The sequence below is a fragment of the Clostridium sp. HBUAS56010 genome, from assembly GCF_007115105.1.
Lineage (GTDB): Bacteria > Bacillota > Clostridia > Lachnospirales > Lachnospiraceae > Lacrimispora.
Window position 1 is genome coordinate 228,896 of sequence record NZ_SULJ01000001.1, and the last position, 15,498, is coordinate 244,393.

The window sequence follows — 15,498 nt, forward strand, 5'->3', positions numbered from 1 at the left end:
GCAGCAATCAGCCTATCCGTAAAAATTGAATTGATAATGTCGACAATCGTATTTACAAAGGAGAAGGACATATGAAGGAAAAGATTATCAATGAAATTTTGATGCAGATGGAACCGCATATCAGCACCGAAACATTAAGGATATTGGAAACAATTATCATAAAAGCTTTGTATTATGTGGAGGTCATGAAGAAAGAAACCGAACTTTCCACAGAAATGGACGATAACATGTATTTGCTCCAAGCCTATGAGATGAATGTCAGAAAAGACGGATTAAGTGATAAGACCATTAAAGCCTATATGGGGGCAATGCGAAACATGCTTTGTGTGACTGATAAAAATATCCGGCATATTACATCTGTAGATATAAAGTATTACCTGGATACATACGCCGGGAAGGGCAATAACACCAGGACCGTAAACAACGAACGCCGCTTTCTTTCAGCAGTTTTTACATGGTTTCGGAAACATGGGATCATCAATGCGAACCCGGTTGAAGCCGTTCCGATCAAAAAGGAACGGCACCCACCGATTGACTACTTAAAAGGAATGGAAGTCGAGCGGTTAAGGGTTGCTTGCACAAACCCAAGAGAACGTGCTTTGATGGAATTTCTTCTAAGCACCGGAGCCAGGGTTGGGGAAGTGCCACAAATAAGAAAACAGGATATTGATTGGGGAACCGGGGAAATTGTGATATATGCACGAAAAACGTCTGAATACAGAACGGTATATCTAAGTGATGTTGCAATGGTTCACATAGAAAAATATCTAAAATCAAGGAATGATAATAGTGACGCTTTATTTGCAGGAGTGCGAGAGCCTCACAATGCAGTAAAGGAAGATGGATTAAGGCTGATAGTAAAAAACATTAAGGAAAAAGCTAAGGTTGATCGCCGGGTATATCCGCATTTATTCAGAAAGACTTTGGCTACAACTTTGAGGATAAAAGATTGTGCTATTGAGGATATACAACAGATTTTAGGCCATAAGAGTCCGTCCACGACGTTAGGATTTTATGCAGCGGTAAATCAAGTACATTTAAGACAGGTGCATAATAAATGCGTAAGCGTCGGGGCTTAGTTTAACAGATGTTTAATGGAGCAGCGGAAAGGAGATTTAAGCATGACAAAGTGGTTAGCGCAGCAGACACTTGCAAAAATGAGGCTTGATTTATCTATATCTAGGCCAGGAGTGGCAATAAATGAAAAAATGGCCTTAGAAATGGCAATAGACGCTTTAGGGGTGCAGCAGGAAGGAGAAAAGCAGAATGAACAAAGTAATATTAATGGGCCGATTAACCCGTGATCCTGCTGTTAGATACTCCCAGGGAGATAAAGCCATTGCGATAGCAAGATATTCCATTGCGGTAGATCGGAGAGGACGCAGGAGCCAGGACAGCGAGCAGACAGCCGACTTCATTAACTGCGTGGCCTTTGATAAAGCAGGGGAGTTTGCAGAGAAGTATTTCCGCCAGGGTATGAGAGTACTGGTCAGCGGAAGGATACAGACCGGAAGTTATACCAACAGAGACGGCATTAAAGTTTATACAACAGATATCGTTGTAGAAGATCAAGAGTTTGCAGACAGTAAGGGAGCGGCGGCAGCAGGAAACAACCAGGAAAGTAACAAAAGTCAGTATATCGATGCCGGGGACGGGTTCATGAATATCCCGGACGGTGTGGAAGATGAAGGGCTACCTTTTAACTAAATGCAGTTCTATCCAGTGCTGGTAATTATAAAAAAACAGGAGGATTCAAATATGTATATTAGAAAACAAAACATTGCAGGTGTTGTTAAGAAACGGAAAGAGAATAAAGGCAATAGAAACCATGTGAAATCCGTAAGTAGCAGGTACCGGAAAGAAAATCATTTAGTGATTGTAATTGATTCAAAAACAGACAAATCATCTAAACGGTTAATGGAGGAACTAAAAAAGACGATCCAGAGAGAGAACCGTCTTTTGGAAGGTGGAGTTAGCTTTCAGATCAACTCCAATATTAGGAAATTTTAAACCCTTTTAAAAACTTTGCTAATTTGGCTTGCAAATTGCGGTAGGTTATGGAGGCGGTTTTTACATCGGAAAGCATATCTTTTGAAGTTTCAGGGTCATTCGATATTTCCTTAAAATATTCAAGGGAATTGCCTAAAGATTGTTTAATTGTGAGGATTTCACCGTAAGTAAAAGAAATAGTTCCGCAAAAATCATCTGCATGGAAATGTTCGGGAGTAGTAATGTCACTTTCGGTAGGAAAATCACAGGAATTAACACATTCAAAGTCTATACCTGCAAGATCCTCGTCAATGGCTTCAAAGGAAAGACCCAGAGGAAGACCGTCACCATCTTCATCTTCAAAGCCCTCAGATTCATTAACATCAACGTATTTGTATCCCTCGTTAATGATTTCAGAGATCATTTTTAACAGTTCAGCAGATTTGTATATAGCCATAATATAACCCTCCTTAGTATTTTATATTTCTAGTATAAATGGGGGAATGTAAAACATCAATATAATATTCAAATAAATGCAAGTTTACCAGAGGAAGGAGCGGAAATTGTGAGCGTAAAACCAATTTTATTTAATACAGATATGGTCCGGGCAATACTGGACGGAAGGAAGACGGTAACAAGGCGAAAGATTGATGTCGATATCTCAAACCAATTTGATATTGAAGTAGATGGAACTGTTATCTGTTACATAGATCAGGCAACCGGAGATAGTCATAATCATATTAACCTATGCAGATATCACCCGGGTGATATCCTCTATGTGCGTGAGACGTGGCACGAATACGTTAAGCGTGTTGGAAAAGGAGGAGACTGTTATTTGGCTGAGTTCTATGGGTATAAGGCAAGTGTTAAAAATTCGGAAGATGCAAATACACCATGGAAACCATCAATTCATATGCCAAAAGAAGCCGCCAGGATATGGATAAAGGTAACCGATGTACGGGTAGAGAAGTTGCAGGATATTACGGAAGAACAGGCAATTAAAGAGGGATGCTGTACATTTCAAGATAAAACCGGAAATGGAAAATTCAATGATATTATTGAGTTTGATTTGACCGCCAGGGACGCATTCGCTGAATTATGGAATAGTACTTTAAAAAAAGATTCTAATTGCACATGGGCACACAATCCCTGGGTATGGGTAATAGAATTTGAACGGTGTGAGAAACCGGGGCAGTGGGAGGAATGATATATGGATATGATGCAAGATGGAGTTGAGGTTTTCTGTTTACCGGACAGCACAAAATGCTGTGCAGACGAAGAAGGGAGAAGCCCTCTGGATATTGACGAATGCCCTATGGGATATGTTGAATGTACCGGGGATTGTAATTATTACGCTGAGTAGCTGCCAGGGCAGCAGGAAGGGGAACTATGGAGGATTTAACAACAGGAACAAGTGTCAAAGGCAAATATTATGTGCGTCCGGCTTCTTGGGCCGGGCAATGGAATAGCGAGGGCAAACTTGTATATGGAAATACCTTATTTGAATCAGAAAATAAAACTGAATGCACTGAGTATCTCAATCGCTATACATTGATCAAACTGATTAAGGAGAACCCAGAGCTTCCGGTACTTCCCATGGTGGCATATGAAGTGTGTGCTGGTGATGATTTCGCATATTGGGGTGGAAGCTGGGGAGCGGTGAAGATTGACAGCTATTTTATAGATGATGAGAGGGTTGTTTATAAAAGTGAAGATGAACCGGAAATAGTGGTGGAAAAAGCAGTGGGGCATGATGCTTTTATGAAAATGACTGATGAAGAGGTCAAGGAAGCGTGGGAAAATCTCCCCTGGATAAAAGCCATTGTGGTACATATTGAATTACCATAAAACCCGAATTTGGTGAGTAGGAGGAAACATGCTCGAAACAATAAAAACAACTGAATATTTTATGATGACGGAAGATGAACTTCTTTTCGTTCCAAGTGATGGAGAAACAACAGTAGAAGAAAGAAAGATATATAAAATTGGAACGACTCAAACTTTTTTTGATGATATGAATGAATACGAAGAAGAAAAGGAAGTTTTTGAGCGTTGGATTAAAACAGATTATCCTGAATCAAAACAAGTGGTAGCGTTAGAGACAGTCAATGGCAGAGTTGTGCTGATCTATGGTTAAATTAGGATTTGATTGATTAAAAGAAAGGGGTAAGGACATTTGCGGCCGCAATAAACCCGAATTTAACTGAATAAGAAAGGAGGCGGAACTCTGGCCAGAGTAATGTCATGACGGTTCCTTTCTAAAAATATGGGATTTGAAGTTTTTAACAATTATAAATGTGATGGACAGATAGAAATACCAGTATTGAGCAGTTTTATAAACGCAGACTGCAAAGACGTGATGAAGTTGTATCCAGACAATTATTTCGATTTGGCTCTCTGTGATCCTCAGTACGGTTTGAAGGAACATGGCGGGAAAAACAGGAGTGGATTTGTAAAACAGAAGAACGGTAGAAAAATTTATGTGAAAGATGGTAACTATGAAAATCGGGGCTGGGACAATGAACCTCCTGACAAGGAATACTTTGACGAGGTGATAAGAATATCAAAGCATCAAATCATATTCGGCTGCAATTACTTTGATTATCCTCTTGTCGGGGGCCGGATTATTTGGGATAAGTGCAATGATGGTTCCGATCAGTCAGATGCAGAGATTGCCTATAACTCCCTTAACAACCGGGTAGATATTATTAGGTACATGTGGCGTGGAATGATGCAGGGAAAATCTATTGAAGAAGGTTGGATTCAGCAAGGAAACAAAAAGCTGAATGAAAAGCGGATAACGCCTACTCAGAAACCCGTAGCACTGTACAAATGGATATTACAAAAGTATTTAAAACCAGGAGATAAACTCATAGATACCCATGTTGGTAGTGCCAGCAGCCTAATAGCCTGTGAGGATTTGGGAATCCAGTATGTGGGGACCGAAAAGGATACATACACATTCAATCTGGCGAACAATAGACTGCAGGAACATAAGTCACAGCTTGATATATTCTCCTATGGAGTGGAAAGGGTCTAATTATCTAAACTGAGATTTTGAAAGATAGGTAAATAGTACATTGACAATCGAATATGATAGTTGGATAATGAAGGAAATACTAAAGAAAGGGGGATGAATCATGAGTACAGATGAAATTATGAAAAAGATTATTCGGGGGATTAAAGATGGTAATTATGCGAATCCGAGTGATATAGGGCTAGACGGAAAAGAGTATTCACAAGTAATTGAAGATTTGCAGGAAGAAGGTTATATAAAAGGTGCTATAGTGGCCCAACTGGGGTCAGGAGTAATCTTGCAAAATGCAACGGTTACATTAAAGGGAAGACGCTTTATAGAAGAATAAATCCAAAACCAACTATCAATATTCGGTAGTTGGTTTTTTGTTACCATAAATCAGGTAAACGAAGGTTTACAGGAGTAAGCCAGAGACGGCAGCAGGACAGGAGGAAAACCAAATGGGAACAAAAAGAATATTCTCTTGCGATAGGTGTGGAAAAGAATGGCCAGAAGAGAATAACAATGGATTTGTAAATTATCCACGCCATGTAGATTATGAGGATTTGAAAAGGATTGATCTTTGCAAAGATTGCGAGAAAGAATTTTATAAACTCGTTGGAGGATTTATGAAAAAGGAAGATTTCCCGGAATAGTGGGGGAAGGAGATAAGAAATGAAAAGAATAATTATGTCAGGGAAAATGAGAGAGGCAATAAGAAATATAAGGCTAACGGAAGAAGAAATATTACAGGCCAGTAATGAAATATATGACATACTAAGGGGAGATGTAGCAACAGCAGAACAGCACAGAGGCAGAGATTACATAACGCAAGTGCCGGAAAGAAAAGTAGGGAAAACATACAATATAATAAAGATTGCAGCAGAGACAGGATATCCGGTAATTGTTCATAACTCAGCATGGGGGGATTGTTTAAAAAGAGAAGCCAAGAAAAAGTATGGATGGAATATAACGGTTATTAGCTACAGGTCAATACCAATGTATGCTGATGGTATGAAGTGTAGTGTAATGCTTAAAGACGAATTGGTAAATATTGTAGACGTAAGAGACAGACTGAATCAAGGTGGCTTAAATTGGATAAGCGTTGTAGGAATCAACTAATTTTCAGGAGTAAGCCGAAGAGGGCAGCAGGAGGCACGAATGAAACTTGAATGGGAATACACAAAAGCTGGTAAGCCAGTAGTACCATTAATTCCGGTAATGATTATACCTGAAAAATGGTATGGGGAAGTAATTGGAACCAGTAACAATCTGATTGGGGTATTGCTGAATACCGGAGAATATGTTGACGTACCAAATAATAGAGTCAGGCGAATACACAGGCCGTAAAAAAGGGGTGATCTTATGACGGCAGCAGAAATGCAGTTGATGCAGGAATGTGAATTCTATAGAATGAAAGCCGCTGAACTGGAAAAAAATGAAAATGCAGTAAACCAGATTAAAGATATCATTGAAAATGCAAAGCAAAGATATGGTGAAATAATGTGGAAAAAGGTTAATGATGTTCCATGGTTGCCAGAATTATATAAATGGAAAGCCTTAGATGATTTACAATGTGAAATTGAACAGATGCTAGAATAGCCTGCCGAATGGCAGGCAGGGCAGCAGGACCAGGAGGTGAAAAGAATAATGAAAGCAAAAGAATATCTGAGCCAACTGGAACAACTGGATCAGAAAATCAAACATAAAAAGCAGGAATTAATTGAAGCCAAGAGAAATAGGGGAATTTCAACAGCAGGAACGGAAACAGGGAAGATACAAACCACGTTAGCTGGATCAAGTGGAAAGCAAACAGAATCGCAGGCATTAAAAGTTGTTTCATTGGAGGAGATAATAGAGAGCCAAATTATTGAGTACATGGAACTAAAACATAAATACATAGATCAGATACATGATTTGAAAGATGGATTATATATAGATGTGCTGTATCGCAGATACATAAGGGGAGAAAAGAACTTTACTCAAATTGCTTGTGATATGGGTTATTCATATAAACATATTATTAATAAGCATGGAGAAGCACTAATTGCTTTTGAAAAAAGCCATCAGGATTTATTTGAAAACGAGGCTGTAACTGATGGAAAACTGATGGAAAAATTTTGAAATAGGTATGCTATAATAATATTATGTAGAAGGTGGTAAATAACATATGCTACATACTTCCTCCCCTGTAAATGGTTGATTCAACATTTCAAGAAATCATGTTCTCTCCAAAAAAACGCCTGTCAAGTGATGGGCGTTTTTTATGTAAAAGGAAGGATAATAATGGATTATAAAAGTAAACGCTGGTTAGCTAAAAGAGATAAAATTTTAAGGAGAGACAAATTCACTTGTCAGTATTATAAGCGTTACGGAAAACGAAAGGACGCAACCATGGTACACCATATCTATCCGGTGGAACAGTACCCGGAATTTATGTGGTGTGATTGGAATCTAATATCATTGTCTAACAAGGCGCATGAAAAGCTTCATGATCGTAAGACTGGAAAACTAACAGAGGAAGGAGAAAATTTGAAGAGAAAAACAATCCCCCCTCCCAAATTGAAATAAAAATTATCAAAATTTCACCGAGTCCCCCCGCCTTTTCCAATAGAACGAAAAAATTAAGTTGAAGTCCACATAGAAGGGAGATGTCAAAAATGGCTCCAAGGCCCACAAATAGAGAAACAATCAAAAAAAACACTGTTAATGATATGAGAAAATTAGGGGTATTTAAGGCCGAGTATACCCCCCTTATTGACATCTATTCAGAAATGATGGAACAATATATGAATTTGACAAAAAAATATAAAGATGGGGGATTTAAATATGATGAAGAAACCGATCGGGGAGGAACCAAAAAATCCACATTAGTTGCAACACTGGAATCGTTGCGAAAAGACTTATTAGCATATTCGGATCGCTTATGCCTTAATCCTAAGGCTTTGAGTGATAAGGATAAAAACAATAATAATAAAAAAGGGAAGGTGTCAGCATTGGCATTGGCACTGAAAGATATTGAAAAAGGATAAAATTTATCCCAATTATGAAATTGTCATGGAATATGCTAAGAGTATTGTGGAGGGCAGGAAAGTTGCATGTAAAGAGCAGATACAGGTGTGCGAACGTTTTATAGATGATCTGCAAAAACCAGATTATTATTTTAATCCCAAAGATGCGGAATTCGTAATTCAAATTATAGAACGTACATTCTGCCATCAGCAAGGAGAGAGGCTTGACGGTTCACCGTTGCGTGGTAAACCGTTTTTATTGGAACCATTTCATAAGTTTATTGTATACAATCTTCTGGGGTTTTACCGGGTAGGAACCAAAATTAGACGATTTAAAGAAGCCTTTATTTTTATTCCAAGAAAAAACATCAAAACGTCATTTGCGGCAGCTTTATCATGGGCTTTAGGTTTGCTAGAAAGGCGCAGCGGATCAAAAATATATATTGTGGGAGCGGCATTAAAACAATCTCTTGAAAGTTTTAACTTTATAAATTATAACTTGGAATGTATGGGGGAAAAAGAAAACTTCCGTGTAATCGACAACAACCAGGAACACAGTATAAGCGGAGATTTAGGAGATGGGGCTATTTATATACAGGCTCTTGCAGCTAATCCGGATAGGCAGGATTCATTGAACTGTAACATAGCTATAGCCGATGAAATTCATGCCTATAAGTCTCCCAAACAATATAACATCATAAAAGAAGCTATGAAGGCTTATACAAACAAGATGATGATAGGTATTACTACCGCCGGGGATAGCATGACTTCATTTTGTTACAGTAAGCTTGTTTATTGTAAAAAAATACTTGATAAAATTCTTACTGATGAGCAATATTTTATTTTTATTTGTAAAGCGGATCAAAATGAAAAAGGAGAGGTTGACTTTACAAATCCTAAAATTCACGAAATGGCAAATCCTGCTTATGGCGTTTCAATACGTCCAGAAGACATGATGAATGATGCGCTACAGGCACAAAATGATCCACAACAAAGAAAAGATTTTTTTGCAAAATCATTAAATATATTTACAGCTGCAATAAAGGCTTATTTTAACATTGATGAATTCAGGCACAGCGATCAGAAATACAATTGGACGCTGCAAGATTTAGCAAAATTACCGATTGTCTGGTATGGAGGTGCCGATTTGTCAAAACTATATGATTTAACGGCTGCAGCGTTATATGGGATATATCATTATGAATATGAAAAGGGGAAATTTAAAGATGTAAATATAATTATATCACATGCCTGGTTTCCAATTGTTGCCGCAAGTGAAAAAGCGGATAAAGACAATATTCCATTGTTTGGGTGGAAGGATGATGGTTGGTTGGATATGAGTAATAATCCAACAGTGAATCATGCTGAAATTGTAAACTGGTTTATAAAAATGAAAAAAAAAGGATTCAAAATCAAAGAGGTTGGTCATGATCGAAAATTTTGCCGAGAATATTTTATTGCAATGAAAAAGGCAGGATTTAAAATTGTTGATCAGCCTCAATATTTTTATAAAAAATCTGAGGGGTTTAGAAAAATTGAAAATGCTGCCAAAAATGCGGAGCTTTATTACTTGCACTCAGAGGCGTATGAGTATTGCGTGCAAAATGTTCATGCCATTGAAAAAACGGATGATATGATTCAGTATGAAAAAATCAAAGATGAAGCTCGAATTGATATATTCGATGCCTCCGTATTTGCGTGCATTAGAATGCTTGAAAACATGGAAACCAGCAAAATAAGTTCTGGATTTTTTGGAAAAAAAGGAGAATAACGTGCTTGGATTTAAAAAGAACAAAAAAAAGATACGGGCGGATACAAGTTATAAAGCCTATTTTATGTCGGATAGGGAAGACATACTCCCAATTGGATATACAAAAGTAAAAAACAATGAAGAGGTCAGGCTATGCGCCAACAGAATTGCTGATCTTGTATCAAGTATGACAATTATGTTAATGCAAAATGGGGAAAAGGGAGATAGACGAATAAAAAATGAACTATCAAGAATAATTGATATCGAACCAAATGAAACAATGATTAGAAAAACATTTATACATAAAATTGTTGTTGATATGGTCTTAAATGGAAATGCTGTTGCTGTTCCGGAATACAGTTATGGAAAATTGTTAAGGCAAACAATTTTAAATGCAGATCAATTGGTTTTTGAGGAAAAAGAACGTACATATTTGATTCGGTGTAATACAGCTTCTTTCGATCAAAGTGAAGTGCTTCATTTTCCGTTTATACCTGATGATGATAAACCATTTAAAGGTGTAGGGTATGTTGATCAGATTAAGACAACGGTAGAAAATTTAGTTCAAGCAAACGCTACGAAAAGTAGTTTTTTACGGTCTAAATGGAAGCCTCCGCTAATTATATCAATACAAGCCGATGAAGAGTTTTTACAGGACCCGGAGAAAAGAAAAGAAATACTTGGGAGTTACAGAGATGATACCGAAGAGGGGGAACCGTGGATTATTCCGGCTGGTGAAATTGATGTAAAATCAGTGCAACCGCTCACTCTTAATGATCTTGCAATCCAAGATGGTATTACACTTGACAAAAGAAGTGTTGCAGCAGCATTTGGTATGCCTCCGTTTATGGTCGGAGTTGGAGAATTTAACAAAACAGCTTATAACAATTTTATATCAACAACAATCATGCCAATTGCAATGGTAATACAGCAAGAATACACAAGGAAAATTAGTCCTCGTGATGATTGGTATTTTAAATTAAATCCAAGAAGTTTAATGCAATATGATATCCAGGAATTAACAAACCATGTAACAAACATGGTTACAACTGGCATGCTAAACAGAAACGAGGGCCGTTCGGAATTCGATTATGCTCCTGTTGATGCTCCGGGAATGGATGATTACGCAGTTTTGGAGAATTACATCCCTATAGATAAAATTGAAGACCAAAAGAAACTAGTGCAGAAAGGAGGCGTATTAAATGAAGATCAGTAAAAGAGGGGCAGTGTACCGAAGCAAAATCAAAACAAGGGAACTGGAAACAGGTGAGAGATGTATAGAAGGATATTTTGCAGTTTTTGATAAGAAGACAGAATTGTGGGAGGGATCGTATGAAATTTTAAAGCAAGGTTCATTTGCATCTTCAATAGCAATGAATGACATTAGATGCTTATTTAATCATGAGTCGGGAATTGTTCTTGGAAGACAATCAGCCGGGACATTAGAACTTAGAGAAGATGAAACGGGGCTGTGGGGAAAAGTAGTTATTAACCCCAATGATACTGCGGCACTTGATGTATATGCACGTGTGGCAAGAGGAGATATAACAGGGTGTAGCTTTGGATTTTATCCAGAAGATGAAACACCGGAAGAAGATAGTGACGGTGTTTTGTGGGTGATAAATTCGGCAAACACATTTGAAGTATCTATCTGCACCTTTCCCCAGTATGACGAAACACAGGTGCAGGCAAGAGATAAGGCATTTATAATCTGCCAAAAAAGAAAATTAGAAGAAAGAAGAAAAAAATTAAAGAGAAGGATTGGTGTAATCAATGAGAAAAAAAAGACTTATTAGAAAATTAAATACGTTAAAGGAAAAAAAGAAGGAGATAGAAAGAAAACGCTCCACGTTCGAACGCCGCAGAAAAAGACTTGAAAAAAGAAGCGAAGATGCAGAAACAGATGAGGAAATCACTCAGGTGGAAAAAGATGTTGACAAACTGGAAGAAGAAATTGCAACGTTTGAAGATAAGCTTGATGCTACGGAGGAAGAATTACAGGATCAGATTGAAGATATTATGGAAGAATTAGATGCGTTAGATGATGATCCTGACAAAGATCCGGAGGAAGAACCAACCGATGAAGAGGAAAAAACTCGTTCCAAAATTGGGAAAGCCAGAATGAATCAGAATGTACATAACATGGACAGCAGAACAATGCGGCGTACAAAAGTATGGGGGGCAATGACACGCTCTCAGGTAGAAAATTTTGTAAAAGATGAAAGGACAAAAGCGTTCCTCACACAGGTGCGTAGCCTTGGAGCACAGAAACGCAGTATCAAGGGTGCTGAATTGACGGTTCCAGACAATGTTTTGGAAATTTTAAGAGATACAACAAATAGATATTCAAAACTTATTAAACATGTTAATTTGAGGCACATAAAGGGTACGGCAAGGCAGACGATTGCACCAAATGTCACAGAGGCGATCTGGACAGAAATGTGTGCAACTTTAAATGAATTAACAATCATGTTTAATCAAGTAGAAGTAGATGGCTATAAAGTGGGCGGATATGTCGTCATTTGCAACTCTACTTTGGCAGATTCAGACATCAACATGGCGGAAGAAATTCTGGATGCGCTAGGTCAGGCAATCGGATATGCTTTAGATAAAGCAATCATTTATGGCAAAGGGAAAAAATCAAAAATGCCTTTGGGATATATCACAAGACTTGCGCAGACAGTAGAGCCGGAAGACTGGAACAAAAATGCACCAGAGTGGAAAGATTTACATTTGACACATATTACACAGGCATCAACAGACAAATTGACCGATACTAAACTTTATCAAGAGTTTGTAATGGCAACCGGAGAAGCAAAAAGCAACTATTCCAATAATGAAAAAGTGTGGGTTATGAATGAAAAAACATGGACCACATTACAATCAAAGCTGCTTTCATTTGCGGCAACAGGTGCTCTTGTATCTGGAATGGGTGATGAGATGAGAATGCCCGTTATTGGTGGAATTATCGAAACACTTGATTTTATCCCTAATGGAGATATTTCGGGTGGTTACATGTCAAACTATTTACTTGCTGAACGTGAGGGAGCGAACTTTGCACAGTCAGAACATGTAATGTTTATACAGGATAACACTGTATTTAAAGGGACTGGAAGATATGACGGCCTTCCGGTTTTCGGGGACAGTTTTGTAGCTTTTAATATTAACGGAACGCCTGTTACAACTAAAATGGCATTTGCTCCAGATAAAGCCAATGAAGAAACGGGAACACCTGAAACACCGTAAAATAAGGGGGGAGATATCTCTCCCCCTATTTTTATATGGAGGTAATAAAGATGGAAGAAGAGATGAAGAGAGTACTTACTCTTTTTAAACTTGATTTAGGGCTTACATCTACGGCAAGAGATGACTATTTTATAAGTATGATTGAGGCTTGCTGCAAAGAATTGGAAAAGAAGTTTAAGCTAAATATAAAAGAGACAGAAGACCTTATGATGTTGTGTGATTATGCCACTTGGAGATACAGGCACCGGATAAACGGAGAAGATATGCCGAGAAATCTAATGGATAGAATTAGAAATCGGTCAATAAGGGGGAGGTTGAGAAGTGGAACGTTCTCATGATGAAGAAATTTCATTAATTACACTGATCCCGGAAGAAACTGAAATACGAGAAAAGAAAGTTGATGTCTTTGCAACAAGGATTTCCACAACCAGAACCGAATTTTATGAGGCATATAGAAGCGGCCTAGATGCAAAATGGGTATTTTCTCTAAACAATGATGACTACTTGTTATCAAGAGAAACTATTGAGAGCAATACGGAAGTTTTTGCAACAATTGTTGAGTATAATGGAGTGCGTTACGATGTTGTACGGGTGTTTTGGGACGGGAAAGGAGATAGCGATATTGAATTGGTGGTGAAGTAATGAAGGTTGATATAGATTACAAAGAAAGCATTTTTGAAATTGATCAATTGATTAACAATCTTCCTAAAGAACTTGATGCAGAAGAAAAAGTAGTCCTTAAAAAGATCGGAACGATTGTAAAAAAATGGGTGATATACTTCCTGCATCGTAGTGACATTGAACAGAGAGCAAAAGAAAAGGCAGCGTCAAATTATGACGGCAGCAGGCCATATATACATGCTAAAGATGAGGTCTTATCTTCTGTTAGAAAAAGCAAAAATGGAGATCTCTATGTAAGCATCCGTGGCGGTAAAAAGACAGGATATAAATGGAACTTAATTAGCAATGGTCATGTGGCCAGAGATGGCAGGACTTGGGTGCCAGGGAACCATTTCATTGAAAAGGCATTAGCAAAAGCACAAACAGAAATAGATAATGCCATTAATGAGATGTTGAGGAAGGTGGTAAATTGAACCTTGTTGAACTAATAGAGGAAAGATTAAGCCTTAAAGTGTTATTAGATTTTGGCACATTGCTGCCACGCTCGGTTATGGTAGAAGAAATTAGTAACACTCCTGGAGTAGTCGGAAATGGAAAGACAGTAAATGAGGTTGTATCATACAATATAGTATTTGCTTATGCTGACAAAACGCAACTTGATAGAGATACAGCTATTATAAAAACTATGCTGATTGATCTGCCGAACTGCTCACTCCCGGAATGTGATAAGAGTAGTGATCCAAATAATAAAAAGTGGTTAGCAAATATTAGTTTTCAAATCCAGGAAGGAGATAATTAATGTTTTTTAAAGAAAAGCAACGGTCTTATAGAATTAATGTTAACAACCCGGTATATTGCAAAATGCTTACAGATGATAGTGCAGGAGTAACATATGAGCCGGAGATAAAGAGTTTAGGTGAAGCAATGCAAGTACAAGTAACTTCCCAGACTGCATCTGGAGAAATATTCGGAAATGGTATAAAAGTCAACAAAGAGGATCGATTGGTTGGTATGACGCTTGCTATGGATATTACAAAAATACCACCTGCGAGTGCGGCGGAAATTTTAGGTCATGAAGTAAAAGATGGTGTTGTAATTGATAATGCTGATGATGATGCTCCATACATAGCGATTGGTTATCAAGTAGATGGGACTGGCAAGAACAAAGAATGTGTTTGGCTGTTAAAAGGCAAGGCTCAACCGATTAATGATTCGGTACAACAGCGAACCACAACAATTAATTATAGTACCCAAACTTTAAACGTGAATTTTATAAATCGTAAATTTGACGAGAATTTACGATTTTATGCTGACTCGACACATGAGGATTTTACCGATGAGCAGGCAGACAAATGGTTTTTGGAGCCTCCTATCAAACCTGTGTTTAAACGGAGCTAAGGAGAATGTATGGCGAGAAGAATAACTGCAATGCCAGTAGAAGAAATTATTATTGCCTTTAATGACAAAGAAATGGTTGCAACCTTTAATATGAAGGCTGTAAGTTATATGCAACAGGAACTTTTTAAAAGTAAAAAGAAAAAAAATTCAATCACGGAGTTTGGGTCACTAGTGTTATACGGGGGAATTAAAGCCAATGATCCAAATTTCACAATTGAAGAAGCCAGAGCATTGGCATTGACGATAAATCCATCAAGCCTTAATGAAATTATAGAGGCTTACACGGAATCCATTGGGGCAAGTGCGGAAAATGAATTACTTGATGAAGCGAAAAAAAAAATCTTAGCGCAGATGATAACGAACCTTGTGAAATAAACACCGAGTCTTTGATTATAGATTTTGATTTATTGTTTTACAAGTACTGTTTTCAACTTCGGCGCACAGAAGTTGAATTCTTTTCCAGCTCA

Annotated in this window: 28 protein-coding genes; 27 read left to right on the top strand and 1 reads right to left on the bottom strand. The window is 37.8% G+C overall.

Going from position 1 to position 15,498, the window contains the following annotated elements:
- Nucleotides 1-71: 71 nt before the first annotated feature.
- The 4 genes from FAY33_RS01025 to FAY33_RS01040 are packed head-to-tail and all read left to right on the top strand — an operon-like array spanning nucleotide 72 to nucleotide 2,010.
- The gene (locus FAY33_RS01025; protein ID WP_143318903.1) at nucleotides 72-1,079 is read left to right on the top strand and encodes a tyrosine-type recombinase/integrase; all 1,008 of its coding nucleotides are present in this window, start codon (nucleotides 72-74) and stop codon (nucleotides 1,077-1,079) included.
- Between the two features lie 42 nt (nucleotides 1,080-1,121).
- A complete protein-coding gene (locus FAY33_RS01030) occupies nucleotides 1,122-1,304 on the top strand; it encodes a hypothetical protein (RefSeq protein WP_143318904.1) in 183 nt (60 codons plus the stop codon).
- On the top strand, nucleotides 1,267-1,707 hold the full coding sequence (locus tag FAY33_RS01035) for a single-stranded DNA-binding protein (protein ID WP_143318905.1): 441 nt from the start codon (nucleotides 1,267-1,269) through the stop codon (nucleotides 1,705-1,707). The genes FAY33_RS01030 and FAY33_RS01035 overlap by 38 nt, the downstream gene beginning before the upstream one ends.
- A 51-nt stretch (nucleotides 1,708-1,758) precedes the next feature.
- The gene (locus tag FAY33_RS01040; protein WP_143318906.1) at nucleotides 1,759-2,010 is read left to right on the top strand and encodes a hypothetical protein; all 252 of its coding nucleotides are present in this window, start codon (nucleotides 1,759-1,761) and stop codon (nucleotides 2,008-2,010) included.
- Here the strand turns inward: FAY33_RS01040 and FAY33_RS01045 are convergent.
- Nucleotides 1,997-2,446: a hypothetical protein gene (locus FAY33_RS01045; RefSeq protein ID WP_143318907.1), complete on the bottom strand. Its 450-nt coding sequence runs from the start codon at nucleotides 2,444-2,446 to the stop codon at nucleotides 1,997-1,999. The genes FAY33_RS01040 and FAY33_RS01045 overlap by 14 nt on opposite strands.
- 108 nt (nucleotides 2,447-2,554) lie before the next feature.
- On the opposite strand from FAY33_RS01045, the gene FAY33_RS01050 reads away from it, so the two are divergent.
- From FAY33_RS01050 to FAY33_RS01155, 23 genes are all read left to right on the top strand, one after another.
- Nucleotides 2,555-3,196: an ASCH domain-containing protein gene (locus tag FAY33_RS01050; RefSeq protein ID WP_243126514.1), complete on the top strand. Its 642-nt coding sequence runs from the start codon at nucleotides 2,555-2,557 to the stop codon at nucleotides 3,194-3,196.
- A gap of 3 nt (nucleotides 3,197-3,199) precedes the next feature.
- Nucleotides 3,200-3,352 carry a hypothetical protein gene (locus FAY33_RS19225; protein WP_185967453.1) on the top strand — a complete coding sequence of 51 codons (153 nt, stop codon included), beginning with the start codon at nucleotides 3,200-3,202 and terminating at the stop codon, nucleotides 3,350-3,352.
- Between the two features lie 26 nt (nucleotides 3,353-3,378).
- A complete protein-coding gene (locus FAY33_RS01055; RefSeq protein ID WP_143318908.1) occupies nucleotides 3,379-3,837 on the top strand; it encodes a hypothetical protein in 459 nt (152 codons plus the stop codon).
- Nucleotides 3,838-3,865: 28 nt separating this feature from the next.
- Nucleotides 3,866-4,126 carry a hypothetical protein gene (locus tag FAY33_RS01060; protein ID WP_143318909.1) on the top strand — a complete coding sequence of 87 codons (261 nt, stop codon included), beginning with the start codon at nucleotides 3,866-3,868 and terminating at the stop codon, nucleotides 4,124-4,126.
- Nucleotides 4,127-4,348: 222 nt separating this feature from the next.
- Complete coding sequence (locus FAY33_RS01065; protein WP_243126562.1) at nucleotides 4,349-5,029, top strand: DNA methyltransferase; 681 nt, start codon at nucleotides 4,349-4,351, stop codon at nucleotides 5,027-5,029.
- A gap of 100 nt (nucleotides 5,030-5,129) precedes the next feature.
- Entirely contained in the window at nucleotides 5,130-5,354 is a 225-nt protein-coding gene (locus FAY33_RS01070; protein ID WP_143318911.1) for a YjcQ family protein, read from the top strand.
- 112 nt (nucleotides 5,355-5,466) lie between these two features.
- Nucleotides 5,467-5,661 (top strand): hypothetical protein, encoded by a 195-nt coding sequence (locus FAY33_RS01075; RefSeq protein WP_143318912.1) that lies wholly within the window; start codon nucleotides 5,467-5,469, stop codon nucleotides 5,659-5,661.
- A 19-nt stretch (nucleotides 5,662-5,680) separates the two neighbouring features.
- Nucleotides 5,681-6,127, top strand: a complete 447-nt coding sequence (locus FAY33_RS01080) for a hypothetical protein (RefSeq protein ID WP_143318913.1) — start codon at nucleotides 5,681-5,683, stop codon at nucleotides 6,125-6,127.
- 39 nt (nucleotides 6,128-6,166) lie between these two features.
- Entirely contained in the window at nucleotides 6,167-6,355 is a 189-nt protein-coding gene (locus FAY33_RS01085) for a hypothetical protein (protein WP_143318914.1), read from the top strand.
- Nucleotides 6,356-6,370: 15 nt separating this feature from the next.
- Complete coding sequence (locus tag FAY33_RS01090; protein ID WP_143318915.1) at nucleotides 6,371-6,607, top strand: hypothetical protein; 237 nt, start codon at nucleotides 6,371-6,373, stop codon at nucleotides 6,605-6,607.
- 48 nt (nucleotides 6,608-6,655) lie between these two features.
- On the top strand, nucleotides 6,656-7,129 hold the full coding sequence (locus FAY33_RS01095) for a hypothetical protein (protein WP_143318916.1): 474 nt from the start codon (nucleotides 6,656-6,658) through the stop codon (nucleotides 7,127-7,129).
- 162 nt (nucleotides 7,130-7,291) lie between these two features.
- Nucleotides 7,292-7,576: an HNH endonuclease gene (locus FAY33_RS01100; RefSeq protein ID WP_243126516.1), complete on the top strand. Its 285-nt coding sequence runs from the start codon at nucleotides 7,292-7,294 to the stop codon at nucleotides 7,574-7,576.
- An 89-nt stretch (nucleotides 7,577-7,665) separates the two neighbouring features.
- Entirely contained in the window at nucleotides 7,666-8,037 is a 372-nt protein-coding gene (locus FAY33_RS01105) for a P27 family phage terminase small subunit (RefSeq protein ID WP_143318917.1), read from the top strand.
- A gap of 25 nt (nucleotides 8,038-8,062) precedes the next feature.
- Nucleotides 8,063-9,787, top strand: coding sequence for a terminase large subunit (locus FAY33_RS01110; RefSeq protein WP_143318918.1), 1,725 nt, complete (start codon nucleotides 8,063-8,065; stop codon nucleotides 9,785-9,787).
- 1 nt (nucleotide 9,788) lies between these two features.
- Complete coding sequence (locus FAY33_RS01115) at nucleotides 9,789-10,982, top strand: phage portal protein (protein ID WP_243126517.1); 1,194 nt, start codon at nucleotides 9,789-9,791, stop codon at nucleotides 10,980-10,982.
- Nucleotides 10,969-11,562, top strand: coding sequence for an HK97 family phage prohead protease (locus FAY33_RS01120; protein WP_143318919.1), 594 nt, complete (start codon nucleotides 10,969-10,971; stop codon nucleotides 11,560-11,562). The genes FAY33_RS01115 and FAY33_RS01120 overlap by 14 nt, the downstream gene beginning before the upstream one ends.
- Nucleotides 11,540-13,012 carry a phage major capsid protein gene (locus FAY33_RS01125; RefSeq protein WP_143318920.1) on the top strand — a complete coding sequence of 491 codons (1,473 nt, stop codon included), beginning with the start codon at nucleotides 11,540-11,542 and terminating at the stop codon, nucleotides 13,010-13,012. Before FAY33_RS01120 ends, FAY33_RS01125 begins: the two co-directional genes overlap by 23 nt.
- A 50-nt stretch (nucleotides 13,013-13,062) precedes the next feature.
- Nucleotides 13,063-13,350 carry a hypothetical protein gene (locus FAY33_RS01130; RefSeq protein WP_143318921.1) on the top strand — a complete coding sequence of 96 codons (288 nt, stop codon included), beginning with the start codon at nucleotides 13,063-13,065 and terminating at the stop codon, nucleotides 13,348-13,350.
- The gene (locus FAY33_RS01135; RefSeq protein WP_143318922.1) at nucleotides 13,334-13,654 is read left to right on the top strand and encodes a hypothetical protein; all 321 of its coding nucleotides are present in this window, start codon (nucleotides 13,334-13,336) and stop codon (nucleotides 13,652-13,654) included. The genes FAY33_RS01130 and FAY33_RS01135 overlap by 17 nt, the downstream gene beginning before the upstream one ends.
- Nucleotides 13,654-14,106, top strand: a complete 453-nt coding sequence (locus FAY33_RS01140) for a hypothetical protein (protein ID WP_143318923.1) — start codon at nucleotides 13,654-13,656, stop codon at nucleotides 14,104-14,106. The genes FAY33_RS01135 and FAY33_RS01140 overlap by 1 nt, the downstream gene beginning before the upstream one ends.
- Nucleotides 14,103-14,432, top strand: a complete 330-nt coding sequence (locus tag FAY33_RS01145) for a hypothetical protein (protein WP_143318924.1) — start codon at nucleotides 14,103-14,105, stop codon at nucleotides 14,430-14,432. The genes FAY33_RS01140 and FAY33_RS01145 overlap by 4 nt, the downstream gene beginning before the upstream one ends.
- Nucleotides 14,432-15,031 carry a major tail protein gene (locus tag FAY33_RS01150; protein ID WP_143318925.1) on the top strand — a complete coding sequence of 200 codons (600 nt, stop codon included), beginning with the start codon at nucleotides 14,432-14,434 and terminating at the stop codon, nucleotides 15,029-15,031. Before FAY33_RS01145 ends, FAY33_RS01150 begins: the two co-directional genes overlap by 1 nt.
- Nucleotides 15,032-15,040: 9 nt before the next feature.
- Complete coding sequence (locus FAY33_RS01155; RefSeq protein WP_143318926.1) at nucleotides 15,041-15,406, top strand: hypothetical protein; 366 nt, start codon at nucleotides 15,041-15,043, stop codon at nucleotides 15,404-15,406.
- The last annotated feature ends 92 nt before the right edge of the window (nucleotides 15,407-15,498 follow it).

Excerpts from the sequence above, each read along its gene's own strand:
- FAY33_RS01025 (WP_143318903.1), top strand. The coding sequence starts at position 72 with ATGAAGGAAAAGATTATCAATGAAATTTTGATGCAGATGGAACCGCAT.
- FAY33_RS01030 (WP_143318904.1), top strand. The coding sequence starts at position 1,122 with ATGACAAAGTGGTTAGCGCAGCAGACACTTGCAAAAATGAGGCTTGAT.
- FAY33_RS01035 (WP_143318905.1), top strand. The coding sequence starts at position 1,267 with ATGAACAAAGTAATATTAATGGGCCGATTAACCCGTGATCCTGCTGTT.
- FAY33_RS01040 (WP_143318906.1), top strand. The coding sequence starts at position 1,759 with ATGTATATTAGAAAACAAAACATTGCAGGTGTTGTTAAGAAACGGAAA.
- FAY33_RS01045 (WP_143318907.1), bottom strand. The coding sequence starts at position 2,446 with ATGGCTATATACAAATCTGCTGAACTGTTAAAAATGATCTCTGAAATC.
- FAY33_RS19225 (WP_185967453.1), top strand. The coding sequence starts at position 3,200 with ATGGATATGATGCAAGATGGAGTTGAGGTTTTCTGTTTACCGGACAGC.
- FAY33_RS01055 (WP_143318908.1), top strand. The coding sequence starts at position 3,379 with ATGGAGGATTTAACAACAGGAACAAGTGTCAAAGGCAAATATTATGTG.
- FAY33_RS01060 (WP_143318909.1), top strand. The coding sequence starts at position 3,866 with ATGCTCGAAACAATAAAAACAACTGAATATTTTATGATGACGGAAGAT.
- FAY33_RS01065 (WP_243126562.1), top strand. The coding sequence starts at position 4,349 with ATGAAGTTGTATCCAGACAATTATTTCGATTTGGCTCTCTGTGATCCT.
- FAY33_RS01070 (WP_143318911.1), top strand. The coding sequence starts at position 5,130 with ATGAGTACAGATGAAATTATGAAAAAGATTATTCGGGGGATTAAAGAT.
- FAY33_RS01075 (WP_143318912.1), top strand. The coding sequence starts at position 5,467 with ATGGGAACAAAAAGAATATTCTCTTGCGATAGGTGTGGAAAAGAATGG.
- FAY33_RS01080 (WP_143318913.1), top strand. The coding sequence starts at position 5,681 with ATGAAAAGAATAATTATGTCAGGGAAAATGAGAGAGGCAATAAGAAAT.
- FAY33_RS01085 (WP_143318914.1), top strand. The coding sequence starts at position 6,167 with ATGAAACTTGAATGGGAATACACAAAAGCTGGTAAGCCAGTAGTACCA.
- FAY33_RS01090 (WP_143318915.1), top strand. The coding sequence starts at position 6,371 with ATGACGGCAGCAGAAATGCAGTTGATGCAGGAATGTGAATTCTATAGA.
- FAY33_RS01095 (WP_143318916.1), top strand. The coding sequence starts at position 6,656 with ATGAAAGCAAAAGAATATCTGAGCCAACTGGAACAACTGGATCAGAAA.
- FAY33_RS01100 (WP_243126516.1), top strand. The coding sequence starts at position 7,292 with ATGGATTATAAAAGTAAACGCTGGTTAGCTAAAAGAGATAAAATTTTA.
- FAY33_RS01105 (WP_143318917.1), top strand. The coding sequence starts at position 7,666 with ATGGCTCCAAGGCCCACAAATAGAGAAACAATCAAAAAAAACACTGTT.
- FAY33_RS01110 (WP_143318918.1), top strand. The coding sequence starts at position 8,063 with ATGGAATATGCTAAGAGTATTGTGGAGGGCAGGAAAGTTGCATGTAAA.
- FAY33_RS01120 (WP_143318919.1), top strand. The coding sequence starts at position 10,969 with ATGAAGATCAGTAAAAGAGGGGCAGTGTACCGAAGCAAAATCAAAACA.
- FAY33_RS01125 (WP_143318920.1), top strand. The coding sequence starts at position 11,540 with ATGAGAAAAAAAAGACTTATTAGAAAATTAAATACGTTAAAGGAAAAA.
- FAY33_RS01130 (WP_143318921.1), top strand. The coding sequence starts at position 13,063 with ATGGAAGAAGAGATGAAGAGAGTACTTACTCTTTTTAAACTTGATTTA.
- FAY33_RS01140 (WP_143318923.1), top strand. The coding sequence starts at position 13,654 with ATGAAGGTTGATATAGATTACAAAGAAAGCATTTTTGAAATTGATCAA.
- FAY33_RS01150 (WP_143318925.1), top strand. The coding sequence starts at position 14,432 with ATGTTTTTTAAAGAAAAGCAACGGTCTTATAGAATTAATGTTAACAAC.
- FAY33_RS01155 (WP_143318926.1), top strand. The coding sequence starts at position 15,041 with ATGGCGAGAAGAATAACTGCAATGCCAGTAGAAGAAATTATTATTGCC.